Genomic DNA, 12987 nt, shown 5'->3' with positions numbered 1-12987 from the left:
GTTGTGCCGGGCGAATCAGGATGAAAGCTCTGATCTTTCCGGGACAGGACTTTACAGCTGGGATACCGAAGGTCACCTAAACAAATCAACTGCAGATCAGGTACCATCCACCTCTGGAATTCAGCTTATTGAAAGTCGGCCCACCTGTAACAGACAGGCCAACTGCTATTTAGAAAGGATAGACCTGTGCTTGCATCGCGTCGACGCGAACAGCCAATTTAATTGAGCAAACGCCCGACCTCCGCACTATGAGCGGCGCCTCCGGACTCGGTGTACTGCTGGCTGTTTTGTTCAATCTCATCAAGCTGATAGAGGTAGTTGACCATCATCCCTGCGGACTGTCGAATCCCCTTCACCGAGCGGTCAGCCAGCCAGTTAATCTGCTCTACCCGGGCACCATTGCTCAGGTGGAAATTTGCCACCGGATCGACCGCTTTACCATCATGACGTTTCTCCTTGACCAGATACCGGGCCGTCAGCCGGCAAATCAACGGTTCCAGCAAGGCCACCAGTTCTGGATCTTCCTGCCATCGGTTTTTCAGTAACAGATCCGCCAGGTTCAAACCGGCATCCCGCAGCAATTTTTCCTCTGCAGGCAGCAGCATAGATTCCGGATTAGCCAGCCCCTTATCAAGCCAACGGCGTAAGCCGGGGATTGGAGACAGTGTCGCAAACCGTTGCAGGTGATGAAATTCCCGTTCCAGCAGTGCAACCACCCGCTTAATCAGGAAGTTACCAAAGCTGATCCCCGCCAGTCCGCGCTGTGCATTGGAGATGGAATAGAAAATCGCGGTATCTGCCTGCTGAAGGTCCTGCAACGGTGCGCACTCGTCCAGCAGGTTCTGGATACTGTTGGCCAGCCCGTTCACCAGCGCCACTTCAACAAAAATAAGCGGCTCATCCGGCATATGGGGATGGAAGAACGCAAAGCAGCGTCGATCCGAATCAAGGCGGTTTTTCAGGTCATCCCAGCTCTGGATCGCATGTACCGCCTCGTAGGCAATCAGTTTCTCAAGCAAGGCTGCCGGGCTACGCCAGCTGATCTGCTCCAGTTTAAGGAATCCGATATCAAACCAGGAGATCAGCAGCCGCTTCAGATCCTGTTCCAGTGGCTTAAGTTCCGGGTGATCGCGACGCCAGTCCAGCAGCTCGGCCCGCATATCAACCAGAAACTTCACGCCCTCCGGCAGTTCGTTGAACAGCGTCAACAGCCGGCTGCGGGGAGGTTCCAATACATGATGCAGCTTCTGCGCGGCGTCCTGACGCGCTTCCTCGTCACCCGCCTGCTGCCAGTCAAGGATATGCGCTTCGATAACCCGATTATCCCGGCCGTACTCCGTCGCCAGTAAACGCAGGAAGCGTAACCGGCCTGCCTCATTCAGGTCCATATAGGCATAACCCAGCGCGGCTGCCAGCGCCCGTGCCGACACCTCTCCGCCCCGGGCATCCAGACAGGCATCCATCCACTGACGCAATCGTGGTAACTCCGCATCAGGAAGCTCAGGAGAGAAGCGATTTTCATCGTTGCTCTGTCCAAATACCGCTACGCCGTTCCACAGTTCACGCAGGCGGCTCCATGTTCTATTAATCACGCTGATCTCCCATATACGGCTCAGAATCTCCTTTCATATAACCATCTGGGCAGAAAATTACAATTGCGATCATCTATTTAGCAAACGACCTCTAACCAGCGGCGGGTTATCTGAAAGCAGTTACCTGAGACACCGGCAAACAGAGATATGCTTTCCCTGCGGGCGAAGAAGCGGACTATAAAGACATCGACAGGTTGTGTGCCGGCAGCGCATGGCCAGCCTGCATAACAAGTAGTGTTCAAAACGTGGCTAAGAGATCCGGAACGCAATATTCAGGTATGGGAGCAGGCCGGAGATATAAGTGATCCGGACGGGGAGGATGTTCAGGGTCCTGCAATAGAACGCGGGCTGTATTCCTATCCTGCCGTATCAGGGGTGGCCATGATTGCCCACACTGAATCCGAGCCAGGTAGATACACTTTGAGCCTTAGCTCCGGGCCATCTAGCTGAACAGGCCCAAGTCGGCAACCGGGAGAGTCCAAATCGATCTTTAAGCCCCCCCTGCAGGCATAATGAACGCTGGCCTGGCGTTTGCGCTAACCACAAAGCCCGCGCTGGAGTTGCAGCGCAGGCTTTGTGCATCAGTAGTCAGTGGTGTTCCTGTGCCGAGAGGCGCTCATTTTCCGCCCGTAGCTCTGCCACGCAGTTTCCCAGGTTTCCTATCGTTCGGGCCATCTCCCGTGACAGATTGAGCGTCAGCAAACCGAAGTCCTGGGATGCGGTCAGATGCAGATCAAAGTACTGATAAGCAGATAGCTCCAATACGACCGTGTTCGAGCTGGCTATCGCACTACCCATCCGATCGTGCAGGGCGATCATACCCACAAAACCAATCTGCTCTCCTGTCTGATACTGATGAATCAACACCTCGCTACCCAGGTGGTTCTGATAGAGATCAATTTCTCCGCTGAGAATCACGTAGAACCCTTTCACCTTTTCCCCGAAATGGTAAAGAGTTTCCCCCTCTGCAAGTTGCAGAATACGCCCCTCGTTGAGCAGATTCATCACTGTGTCATCAGAGATCGCACCCAACGTGGAGAGTTCTCTGAGGTAATCCAGTGGGAAATCCTGCATGAGTTGTTCAACTGAAATCGGGTTCATAATCTGACCCTTCCGTCACAAAGTGCGGCAGCCCCAACCTATCTGCCACACGGCTAGAAATACCCGAGTATAAGCAAACAGTGCCTGTACCCCTTCTGAACACCGACCCGCTACATGGCCCGATGCTCTGCTCTTGTCTCAAATAAAATCGCTTCTGTACGATGTGCCAGCGCTTCCCCAAGCACCTTATGCTGGTATTCATCAAGATGTATACCGTCGACCCGGCTCACCGGGGTTACGTCATCCGTCGCAAAAAAATGACAACCGTGCTGATCAGCCACCAGACGGTAACGCTCACTGATACCACAACTTCGCTCTTCTGCGCCGCTGAACCTCGCCCCGATCACCCCCTGAGGATGTTTGATTCTCGGCGGCGCGACAATCAACACTTCCGGTAATGGCATCCCCGGCTCCAATGGTGCCGCACGCACAGCATGCACCAGCGCAGCCATCCCTTCGGAAGCGTGCCAGGCGTTGAACTGATCGGTAGACTGGAGGTCATTGGTACCCAGGAAAAGAATCACCAATGCCAGCGGTGAGTGGCTTTCAATTGACTGACTAACTGAATCCAGCGCCCTGCGCCCCGGTTTAAACGGGTCCTGATAGACGGTGCGGCGTCCGTTCAGACAATCCTCAAATACGCGTATATTGAATCCCTTCTCCAGTAAAACCTGCTCCATAACTCCGGGCCAGCGCTTGTCAAAACTAAAACGCTGCCGGGTATCGGGAATGATTCCCCAACTCAGAGAGTCTCCGTATACCAATATCTGTTTCATCACTCTATTCCTTATCGGATGAATGACGTCCTGTTCCTCCAATGGAAGCTCTGTCCTCGCTGCGTCAATGCAGTTGCCTCCTAACTTGAGAATAGCAGCCTCAGGCAGGGGCAGAGGCCCCACAGCAAGAAATAATCAGGATTGTTTCATTGATAGACGATACTGCCCGGCCAATTCACGTAACAGCTGTGCTGTCACCAACTCATGCCCTTCTGCGCTGCCCAGCATTACAACATCGATAACCGGCAGCGGTGGCATCTCCACGCCAAACCCTTCAATCACTTCCAGGTCATCAGGTACGGTGCAACTGGCAACGACAGTCACGGCTTGCTGACGACGCACTAACTCCAACAGCAATGCCGGGTGACTGCTGGTACAGAGAACCTCATAATCCCGCCCCTGTTTCTCCAGCCCGTCCCGGGCCGCACTGTGAAACTTACACTCATAATCGTACAGAACCAGCGGTACCGAACCACACTGTTGCAGGTTAAAACCGGGCGCGGCCAGCCAGACACCCCGGTCCTGAAACAAGCTGTAGCCTTCATCGCCACCCGGTTGGCGCGTAACAACGGCAATATCCAGTTCACCGCTGTCCAGCAGCTGGCGCAGCACCGGTGTTGGAGACGCCGAGACTTCAAGCTGGAGGCCAGGAAAGCGCTGGCGCAGCATTATGATCAGATCGGGTAACAGCTGGCGACTGTAGTCTTCCGGGCAACCAAGCCGGAGCGGCTTGTAGCTTCTGCGCTGACGCAGGCCGGTGAGCGCCTCATCATGCAATTGCAGAATCTGCCGTGCGTACCCTAACAGTGAACGCCCTTCCTCAGTCAGTTCCAGCGAGCGTCCGTTACGGATAAACAACACCCGCCCGCACTGCTCTTCCAGCCGCTTGATCTGCATACTGATCGCAGACTGAGTGCGAAAGATCTGTTTTGCCGCCCGTGTGAAGCTGCCGGTGTCCACCACAGCCACGAAACTACGCAGCAAATCCGTATCCATTGAGACCTTTCCCCCCTCTATCAACAACTTGAATAGCAGCTGTAAAGATTATTCGTTTGTGACAAAGATAGCGATCTTTCACTATGGCTCCACTCAGAGAATGGCCGCAGCTAAAGGAGCCCGCCCGATGACTTTACCGAAACTGATAATCGCAAACAAAAACTACTCCTCCTGGTCTCTTCGCCCGTGGATTTTGTTGAAAAAATTCGGCATCGTTTTTGAAGAAACCCGTATAGCGCTGGCTCAGGAGGATACTGCAAGCCGTCTGGCGCAACATTGTCCTGCGGGAAAAGTGCCGGTCCTGGAAGCAGATAACCTGACTCTGTGGGACTCTCTGGCGATCTGCGAATATATCAGTGAACAGTGGCTGGATGGCAACGGCTGGCCGCAATCCGCCGCCAGCCGAGCACTTGCCAGAGTGATCAGTGCAGAGATGCACTCCGGCTTTTTTGCTGTGAGGGAAGAGATATCGATGAACTGCCGCAGAAATATTGCGGGCTTTACGCCCTCGCAGGCGTGTCAGAGAGATATCGACAGGATTATCGAAATCTGGGAACAGTGTTTGTCAAAGCAGTCTGAGGGGCCCTGGCTATTCGGTGATTTCTCTATAGCCGATGCGATGTTTGCCCCAGTGGCAAGCCGTTTCGACAGCTATAACATCTCATTACCAGAGCGCTCCGCCGGATATGTTGAGCACTGGCTGCAGGATAATGCGATGCGTGAATGGTACCGCGCGGCCGAGTCCGAAACCGAAGTTATCAGCAAATACGAGCCTGCCTGATATCACTCCGGCCGATTCAGGTTCATCTGCGCAAGGATAGCGTTGGGGTCAGAGAAATCGCTAAACGCCACCTGATGATCGACTCGGTTACCGATGGCGATGAAGTCGTAACACAGTCGCTGACAGGCTTCGCGATCCCATTCGCCATCACCGAAGTAAGTGCGGGACAACGGCCGCCGGCCACTCAGGGCCCGCTGTTCCGCTATTCTCATAATGCGCGTGCGATCATAGTCATCCGATGAGGACGCCAGGTAGCGATCTCTGCAGTAGATTCCGGCAGCCTGCATCTTGAGAATGGCGGTTTCAAGCCACCCACCTGTAGCAATCGCAATAGTCACGTCATCGCGCTGTTCCAGCCGTTCGATAAACTGGCCGGCCCCGGGTATCGGGGGCGTCAGTGAGGGTTCATGCTTAAGCTGCCACTTCAGACGATCAATGAAACGCTGGCGAATACGCCGATAAAACAAACCATGCACTTTTCTTGGCACCGTCTGCTGCAATACCTGGCGCAGGATGCCACTGTCTGTAACATGCTGGTAGTCCCGCCAGTCTGTCGAGATGTGGACACCAAGTACATCATGTACCGCACCTGTAAAGTGACTGACATCCTGCCCAGTCGATTGTACAAGAGTGCCGTCAATATCGAACATCACCAAATGCATAGAATTCTCCCTTGCCATCGTTACAGAAAGCTTAGTCCAGTTGACGAATTCTCTTTATGGCTTCATTGATATTCATATTTCAGTCAGAATACAGAACACACAATAGAGCCACTGTTCATAAAGTTGCACCTCATGGATCAACATACCGCCTGCCATCACTGTGATCGGCTGATTCACCTTCCCCACCTGGAAGAGGGACAGGAAGCTCATTGTCCAAATTGCGGTCATCTGCTTGCCGCCTTGAGATATAACGCCATGAACAAGGCACTGGCCTTCAGTTCTTCGGCCCTGTTGTTTCTGCTACTGGCCAATCTGTTTCCCTTTCTTGCTTTCCGTGCACAGGGGCGGGAACAGGTGATGAATCTTTTGCACAGCAGTTTTGAGCTGGCCACTCAGGGCCATCCCGTGCTGGCTGCGCTGGTTGCAGTTTTTATACTGCTAATCCCGGCGCTCATGCTAAGCACCCTGCTCTACCTGCTGATCCCTTTGAAGCGGGGGCGCTATCCACACAACGGCTACCGGGTCTGTCGCTACCTTTTTACCCTCAAGCCCTGGAGCATGGTCGAGGTCTTTCTTATCGGCGTCCTGGTCAGCCTGATAAAAATCGCCTCTATGGCTGACGTTATTCTCGGCATTTCCTTTTGGGCCTACGTTCTGTTCAGCCTGTGCCTGACAGCCGCTATCTCGGCCATAGACCGTCACCATCTGTGGATTTGGCTGGAGCATGCCCATGCAAACAGAAAGTAGTTTTCCGAAAGACAGCGCCGCCGCACAGGGACTACTTTGCTGTCACAGCTGTGGCCGCCTGAGTCCTCAAGACACCCTACGCTGTCCCCGTTGCCAGAGCCGCTTACATATTCGAAAGCCGGCCAGCCTGCAACGAACGTTCGCACTGCTGATTACTTCAATACTGTTGTATATACCGGCGAATGTTCTGCCGATTATGAACACTGAGTTCCTCGGCCAACAGCAACTCAGCACGATTCTCGGCGGCGTTCTGTTATTGTGGGAGCATGGCTCTTATCCGATTGCACTGGTCATTTTCATCGCCAGCGTACTGGTTCCTATGGCAAAGATTTTCGCCCTGTGCTGGCTCTGCTTTACGGTTTCACGCGGGCATAACCGACCAAAACACCTGACTCGACTCTACCTGCTGACAGAACTGGTCGGGCGCTGGTCAATGGTCGATGTCTTTGTTGTTGCCATACTTGTAGCACTGATACAACTTGGTGCCCTGATGAGCATCTACCCCGGCGCTGCGGCGCTGGCGTTTGCCGGTGTGGTTATCCTGACGATGCTGGCAGCAATGAGCTTTGACCCCCGGTTGATATGGGATGTCACCGAAAACTCCACCAGAGATACTGATCGTACATGAGTGAATCAGAAGCACAGGTTGCAAACCTGAACCAGAAGGAACAATTCTCCAGCATTTGGCTTATCCCCCTTATAGCCCTGCTGATCGGTGGCTGGATGGTCTACCAGCACTGGTCGACGCAGGGACCCGTGGTCACGCTTAACTTTGCCACTGCGACCGGTATCGAAGCCGGAAAAACACGGGTTAAGGCCCTGAGCGTCGATATCGGCAAGGTCGAGTCAGTCGAGCTAAATCGAGCCCGGGACGGGGTGGTAGTCAAAGCCCGGCTAAGCAAATCGGCCGAGCCTCTGCTGAATACCGACAGTCAATTCTGGGTAGTCCGCCCCCGTATCGGCACAGAAGGTATCAGTGGGCTGGACACTTTGTTATCCGGCGCCTATATCCAGTTGGAGCCAGGCAATAGCAAGGAAATCACCTATCGCTTCAGCGGACTGGAAAGCGCTCCGGTCACCCCACCCAACACCCCGGGACTGCGCCTGACATTGATGAATGACAGCGGCGGCACACTCTATGTCGGCGATCCGATCAGTTATCGTGGCTTCAATGTCGGCCGGGTCGAGGCAACTGAGTTTGACGCCGAAACCCGAACCGGGCGCTATCAGGTTTTCATTAATGCGCCTTTCGATAAGCTGGTGAACAGCAACAGCCGCTTCTGGAGTTCCAGCGGCATCAACCTAGACCTGTCTGCCGAGGGGGTTCAGCTACAAACCGACTCCCTGGCGACGCTGCTCAGCGGAGGCGTGTCATTTGACGACCTGCCCGACAAAGGCCCGGGCAGCGAAGTCGCAGATGGCGACAGCTTCAAACTGCATCCAAATCGTAAGAGCATACTCGAACATCCGTACCGCTATGGCGTCAAATTTCTGGTGCTGTTCGATCAGTCCATTCGCGGCCTGAAAGCCAATGCACCGGTTGAGTTCAGGGGCATCCGGATTGGTTCAGTCATCAGTACGACCCCGCTGGATATGCGGACAGTCAACCAGGGCGAGGATATCCGTATACCGGTGATGATCAAGATCGAGCCAGGACGTATGGGCCTTGGCGACCAGCGCAGTGCGCTGGATCAGATCTATATCGATATTGCCCGCGGTGTGCTGAGCGGAATGCGAGCAACGTTGAAGACTGGCAACCTGCTGACCGGGAGTACCTTTGTCGATCTGGATTTTTACGACAATGTCGAGCCCGCTATTCTGGATATGACCGCTGGATATACCACCTTGCCTACCATTCCCGGCAGCCTTGAACAGCTGCAACAACAGGTGGTCGCCGTACTGGATAAGATCAATAATCTGGAGATAGAAGCGGTTCTGGCAGAATCCAAGGCCTCGGTTGAGCAGTCACGTAAACTATTACAGCAGCTGGAAAAGACCACCCTGTCTCTGAATAGTCTGCTGAATGATGAGGCCCTTAAAGCACTGCCTGAAGAACTGGCCCGAACCCTGGTGGAAACCCGCACCACATTGCGAGATCTGTCAGCAGATGGTCCGATCTATCGTGATTTCAGCCGCACGCTGAAAGATATCAGCAAAACGATGAATGGCCTCGACCCTGTACTCAAAACCATCGAAGAGAAGCCGGATTCACTGATTTTCGGTAAGCCACCCGCCCAGGACCCTCTGCCCGAGGCTGCCCAATGAAATATTCGTTACTAAAACCCCTGCCACTGCTGATATTCGCCCTGCTTTGCGGTTGCAGCACAGCCCAGAAAATACCCGAGACCCGCTACTATATTCTGTCAGGCGATCAGCTGGTAAATACGACAACTGCTAAAGTCTCAGCCGATCAGATCATCGGCCTGGCCCCCCTGACGATGGCGGAGTATCTGGATACCGAATCACTGATTGTCCAGACCGCGCCGCATCGTTTACAGCTGGCTAAGCACCATTTATGGGCTGAACTGCCGGAAACTGCGATCACCCACGCGTTACAGAATGATCTCAACCAGCGCCTGCCTGCGAGCCGGGTGGACAGCGGCTATGCCGGCGAACTGGCAGACTGGGTGATGCGGCTGCGGATTCAGGTAAACCAGTTCCATGGCAGTATGGACGGGCATGCAGTATTTCAGGGGCACTGGCGCCTGGAACGAGCCAGAGACAGCCAGATACTGCAGGCCGGTCGATTCAATAAACAGGTGCCTCTGAACGACAGTGGATACGATGCTCTGGTGGCTGCGCTGCGTACCAGTATCAGTCAGCTTTCAGACGACCTGGCCGGGGTCATCAGCCAGCGTCAGAAGTAAGAAATCAAACACGTTTTAAACTGGATATACCCGTAACACATGGATCATCGCCACCGGCATTCAACAGGCCAGTGATCTACAGACTGCCGGTTTATTCAGCTGGCATCGGCTTTAAGGGACACCCCGAAAAGCCGGCGCCACAACGATACGGCCTCTTTCGCCAGCTGTGGCTACCCTCGAATTCGAACAGAGTTCTATAGACTTATTTCTAACATTTGCTAAGAAAAAGGTACTAATACTAAGGTGTTTTGATCTACACTCAGCAGACCGTTTCTAAACAACAGCCAAGACTATGAATGTCAATGGAATGACGCGCCTGCAGCTCTATCCCAGTCTGAAGCGAACCTCCAGGGGACTCCAGTTCGCGGAGCGCCTGATCTGGCCCCGCACCATCGGTACCGCCTTAACCTTGCTTGCTGTTGCCTCAGTCTTGTTGCAACAAAATGCAGCTGACTGGCTATGGGCACTGCTGATTATCAATGGCCTGCTCTGGCCCCACATCGCCTGGTCACGGGTGGTTAGCCGCAAACATCATTACAGCTGCGAACTGTCCAACCTGAGGATCGATGCCTTTTGCGCCGCCTTCTGGATTCCGGTCATGGACTTCAATCTGCTACCCGCGGCGACCATCCTTGCGATGCTAAGCATGAGCATGATCAGTATCGGTGGCTTCAAGATGCTGAGACGTGCCTGTGTTCCGGCCCTGGGAGGCGCTGCCGCCTCTGTTTTGTTACATGAACCTCAATGGCAGCCAGCCCCTTCGCTACTCATCGTCATAGCCACACTGCCATTGATTGTCTGCTTTCCTCTATGTGTAGGCATCGTCAGCCACCGGCTCGCCAAGGACCTGAACAAGCAAAAACGCTCATTACAGGTCATAAGCCGTAAAGACGGACTGTCCGAACTATACAACCGCGCCTATTGGGAACTGTGCGTATCGGACATGTACCAACGCCTAAAGACCAGCAACGACACCGCCAGCCTCATCCTGATCGATGTGGATCACTTCAAGAATATTAACGACACCTTTGGCCATACGGTAGGGGATGAGGTTATACGGGGACTTGCGGCGATAATCCGCCGCAACCTGCGCTCAATCGATATAACAGGCCGCTACGGCGGCGAAGAGTTTGGCATCTTGCTACCCGGCGCCTCCATCAAGGAAGCTTCAAAGGTGGCCGAACGTATCCGCGTCGCGACCGCTATAACACCAATGTGCACGGAGCACAGTGTGTTTTGCACGATCAGCCTGGGCGTCAAAGAATTCAGTTCCGACTATAAAACCCATAAAGAATGGATCACGGATGTCGATGAAGCGTTATACAACGCGAAGCATAATGGCAGGAATCAGGTGAACTGCGCCAAAGTTGCCTGAGAGCCGGTAAGCAACTGAAAAAGCGTACCTTTTTCACATTGCCCAGATGTTGGTTCGGAAAAAGAAAATTTGTAACAGTACTGTAGTTTCGCGCAGCCTGTAACTACAATTACTAACCGTACCATTTGTATTCATCAGGACTGATTATGGAAAACGCACTCAGCGATGTGTTGATGGCACGGCAGCCAATATTTGACCGGCGGCTCAATGTAGTCGCCTATGAGTTGCTGTACCGCTCCAACAAACAAAACGTCGCCAATGTGTTTGATGGCAACAAAGCCACATCCGATGTTTTAATCAACAGTTTTACCAGTATATTCGACGCCGGTGATATTAAGACGCTGCCTGCGTTTCTGAACCTTCCGGAAAGTTTTGTAAAAGACGACCGCCTGCCGGCCTTCCCCAAGGAACTACTGGTACTTGAGGTGCTTGAAGACGTCGAGGTGAATGAAGAAACCATTGCCGGCGTCAAACGCTTTGTCGATGCGGGTTACCGGGTTGCCCTGGACGACTTCATCTATAGCCCCGAGTATGATCCTTTGCTGGATATGGCCCATATCGTCAAGATCGACCTGACGCAGACCAAAGGCCCTACCCTGATACAGCATGTGAAGAAGCTGCAAGACTATAATGTCACCCTGCTGGCAGAAAAGGTTGAAACCCACGAAGAGTTCCAGCTGTGTATGGCACTGGGCTTTAAATTATTCCAGGGGTATTTTCTTTCCAAGCCAACCATCGTTGAAGGCCGCAAGTTATCCGGTAACGAGATGGTAGTGGTACAGCTGTTAGCGGCGTTGGAAAATCCGGATATATCACCGGATGAGCTACAACAGATCATCACCCGTGACCCTAACCTTACCTTTAAGCTACTGAAGATCGTCAACTCATCTCTCTACGCACTGGCAAATGAGATAGAAAGCATTTCACAGGCGATCGTCACGCTCGGCCTCAGCGAAATCAAGAAATGGGTTACGCTGATCTCATTGTCCGGAAACAATAGCAAGCCCACCGAACTTACTCGTCAGATCCTGCAAACAGGCCGGATGTGTGAATCGGTCGCCCGGCAGGGCAATGTCGTTACGCCAAGTACCGCTTTCATGACCGGCCTGCTCTCAATGATGGGCGCGATGCTGGATATCACTGAAACCGAAATATTTGAACAGATTGCCGTCAGCGAAGAGATTGAGCAGGCGGTCCGGCACCAGAATGGCCCGGCCGGTGCGCTGTTGTGTAATGTCAGGCACTATATCAATGGCGAATTCGGCCTGATGAGCGAAGACGAGAATCAGGATATCTATCGCAGCGCCTATAGCGACGCTCTGGAATGGGCCGAAGAATCATTGCAGATGATGTATAACACCTGACAGATAGTCCCGCCTTACGACAGAAAACGCAGCTCGACGCTGCGTTTTTTGTCAGAGCGTCACCACCCTCACTGCCAGCACTAGCAGTACCGCGCCACTGATGCGATCTATCAGCACAGCCCGGCGCTGCAGGCCTGCCAGTACAGATGAATGCGATAGCAATAATGCAATCAGGCAATACCAAGCGCCGTCGATAACAGCCGCAGTGGACATCATTATCAACTGTGATGTCAGAGCCATATCCTGATCGACAAACTGCGAAAACAGCGCGATAAAAAAGATCGCGAGCTTGGGATTCAGCAACGATATCATCAGGCCATCAAGCGCTGCCCGCCAGTACGACACCCTATCTGCATTACCTGCATCAAAGGCTCCGCCCCCTCTGTGAGTGATCGCCTTAATTCCGAGCCAGCCAAGGTAGGCTGCCCCGCCCCAGGTAATCAGCTGAAATGCCTGAGGAGAGCTGGCAACGACCAAAGCCAGCCCCTGAATTGTCAAAGCCGCCCAGATACCGACGCCGAGGGCATGTGAAACTGCGGTATAGACACCGTGAATACGGGAGTTACCCACCGAGTGCCGTAACACTACGGCCAGGCTCGGTCCCGGAGAGATTGCACCAAGGCAACATATCGCCACAATTGAAAACCAGGTTGTAAGCTCCAAAGCTATATCCTCTTTACCAGGCAACTACAAAGGACACCAAGCATAGAGCAAACCAGAGCATGC

14 protein-coding genes are annotated in these 12987 nt (G+C 53.4%); 7 read left to right on the top strand and 7 right to left on the bottom strand.

The window, feature by feature from the left end:
• Positions 1-218: 218 nt before the first annotated feature.
• The 4 genes from Q354_RS0101430 to Q354_RS0101415 form a co-directional block, all read right to left on the bottom strand.
• Entirely contained in the window at positions 219-1592 is a 1374-nt protein-coding gene (locus Q354_RS0101430; protein ID WP_245600964.1) for a malonyl-CoA decarboxylase, read from the bottom strand.
• A gap of 588 nt (positions 1593-2180) precedes the next feature.
• Positions 2181-2693, bottom strand: a complete 513-nt coding sequence (locus Q354_RS0101425; RefSeq protein WP_027856053.1) for a cyclic nucleotide-binding domain-containing protein — start codon at positions 2691-2693, stop codon at positions 2181-2183.
• A 110-nt stretch (positions 2694-2803) separates the two neighbouring features.
• On the bottom strand, positions 2804-3469 hold the full coding sequence (locus Q354_RS0101420) for an SGNH/GDSL hydrolase family protein (RefSeq protein ID WP_036228172.1): 666 nt from the start codon (positions 3467-3469) through the stop codon (positions 2804-2806).
• Positions 3470-3604: 135 nt separating this feature from the next.
• Positions 3605-4465, bottom strand: a complete 861-nt coding sequence (locus Q354_RS0101415; RefSeq protein WP_027856051.1) for a LysR family transcriptional regulator — start codon at positions 4463-4465, stop codon at positions 3605-3607.
• Between the two features lie 127 nt (positions 4466-4592).
• On the opposite strand from Q354_RS0101415, the gene Q354_RS0101410 reads away from it, so the two are divergent.
• Positions 4593-5246, top strand: coding sequence for a glutathione S-transferase family protein (locus Q354_RS0101410; protein ID WP_027856050.1), 654 nt, complete (start codon positions 4593-4595; stop codon positions 5244-5246).
• Positions 5247-5248: 2 nt separating this feature from the next.
• Here the strand turns inward: Q354_RS0101410 and Q354_RS0101405 are convergent, their stop codons facing one another.
• Complete coding sequence (locus Q354_RS0101405) at positions 5249-5908, bottom strand: HAD family hydrolase (RefSeq protein ID WP_027856049.1); 660 nt, start codon at positions 5906-5908, stop codon at positions 5249-5251.
• Between the two features lie 72 nt (positions 5909-5980).
• The gene (locus tag Q354_RS28430; protein ID WP_169828845.1) at positions 5981-6136 is read right to left on the bottom strand and encodes a hypothetical protein; all 156 of its coding nucleotides are present in this window, start codon (positions 6134-6136) and stop codon (positions 5981-5983) included.
• 27 nt (positions 6137-6163) lie between these two features.
• On the opposite strand from Q354_RS28430, the gene Q354_RS27125 reads away from it, so the two are divergent.
• From Q354_RS27125 to Q354_RS0101380, 6 genes are all read left to right on the top strand, one after another.
• Positions 6164-6655: a paraquat-inducible protein A gene (locus Q354_RS27125; protein ID WP_051559798.1), complete on the top strand. Its 492-nt coding sequence runs from the start codon at positions 6164-6166 to the stop codon at positions 6653-6655.
• The gene (locus tag Q354_RS27120) at positions 6633-7283 is read left to right on the top strand and encodes a paraquat-inducible protein A (protein ID WP_084332425.1); all 651 of its coding nucleotides are present in this window, start codon (positions 6633-6635) and stop codon (positions 7281-7283) included. Before Q354_RS27125 ends, Q354_RS27120 begins: the two co-directional genes overlap by 23 nt.
• Positions 7280-8920, top strand: coding sequence for an intermembrane transport protein PqiB (gene pqiB, locus Q354_RS0101395; protein WP_027856048.1), 1641 nt, complete (start codon positions 7280-7282; stop codon positions 8918-8920). Before Q354_RS27120 ends, pqiB begins: the two co-directional genes overlap by 4 nt.
• Complete coding sequence (locus tag Q354_RS27115) at positions 8917-9522, top strand: PqiC family protein (protein ID WP_027856047.1); 606 nt, start codon at positions 8917-8919, stop codon at positions 9520-9522. Before pqiB ends, Q354_RS27115 begins: the two co-directional genes overlap by 4 nt.
• A 292-nt stretch (positions 9523-9814) precedes the next feature.
• Positions 9815-10897 carry a diguanylate cyclase gene (locus Q354_RS0101385; RefSeq protein ID WP_027856046.1) on the top strand — a complete coding sequence of 361 codons (1083 nt, stop codon included), beginning with the start codon at positions 9815-9817 and terminating at the stop codon, positions 10895-10897.
• Between the two features lie 146 nt (positions 10898-11043).
• Positions 11044-12261 (top strand): EAL and HDOD domain-containing protein, encoded by a 1218-nt coding sequence (locus tag Q354_RS0101380; RefSeq protein ID WP_027856045.1) that lies wholly within the window; start codon positions 11044-11046, stop codon positions 12259-12261.
• Between the two features lie 51 nt (positions 12262-12312).
• On the opposite strand, the gene Q354_RS0101375 is transcribed toward Q354_RS0101380, so the two are convergent.
• Positions 12313-12924, bottom strand: coding sequence for a LysE family translocator (locus Q354_RS0101375; protein WP_027856044.1), 612 nt, complete (start codon positions 12922-12924; stop codon positions 12313-12315).
• Positions 12925-12987 lie beyond the last annotated feature (63 nt).

This window comes from Marinobacterium jannaschii DSM 6295 (assembly GCF_000620085.1).
GTDB lineage: Bacteria > Pseudomonadota > Gammaproteobacteria > Pseudomonadales > Balneatricaceae > Pontibacterium > Pontibacterium jannaschii.
Note: the sequence above shows the minus strand (reverse complement) of the source record. Positions and strands in the feature narration are given on the sequence as shown.

Bases quoted from the DNA above. Each gene is read 5' to 3' on its own strand.
- Q354_RS27115 (WP_027856047.1), top strand. From the start codon at position 8,917: ATGAAATATTCGTTACTAAAACCCCTGCCACTGCTGATATTCGCCCTG.
- pqiB (WP_027856048.1), top strand. From the start codon at position 7,280: ATGAGTGAATCAGAAGCACAGGTTGCAAACCTGAACCAGAAGGAACAA.
- Q354_RS0101380 (WP_027856045.1), top strand. From the start codon at position 11,044: ATGGAAAACGCACTCAGCGATGTGTTGATGGCACGGCAGCCAATATTT.
- Q354_RS0101410 (WP_027856050.1), top strand. From the start codon at position 4,593: ATGACTTTACCGAAACTGATAATCGCAAACAAAAACTACTCCTCCTGG.
- Q354_RS28430 (WP_169828845.1), bottom strand. From the start codon at position 6,136: ATGACCGCAATTTGGACAATGAGCTTCCTGTCCCTCTTCCAGGTGGGG.
- Q354_RS0101420 (WP_036228172.1), bottom strand. From the start codon at position 3,469: ATGAAACAGATATTGGTATACGGAGACTCTCTGAGTTGGGGAATCATT.
- Q354_RS27125 (WP_051559798.1), top strand. From the start codon at position 6,164: ATGAACAAGGCACTGGCCTTCAGTTCTTCGGCCCTGTTGTTTCTGCTA.
- Q354_RS0101425 (WP_027856053.1), bottom strand. From the start codon at position 2,693: ATGAACCCGATTTCAGTTGAACAACTCATGCAGGATTTCCCACTGGAT.
- Q354_RS0101385 (WP_027856046.1), top strand. From the start codon at position 9,815: ATGAATGTCAATGGAATGACGCGCCTGCAGCTCTATCCCAGTCTGAAG.
- Q354_RS0101405 (WP_027856049.1), bottom strand. From the start codon at position 5,908: ATGCATTTGGTGATGTTCGATATTGACGGCACTCTTGTACAATCGACT.
- Q354_RS27120 (WP_084332425.1), top strand. From the start codon at position 6,633: ATGCCCATGCAAACAGAAAGTAGTTTTCCGAAAGACAGCGCCGCCGCA.
- Q354_RS0101415 (WP_027856051.1), bottom strand. From the start codon at position 4,465: ATGGATACGGATTTGCTGCGTAGTTTCGTGGCTGTGGTGGACACCGGC.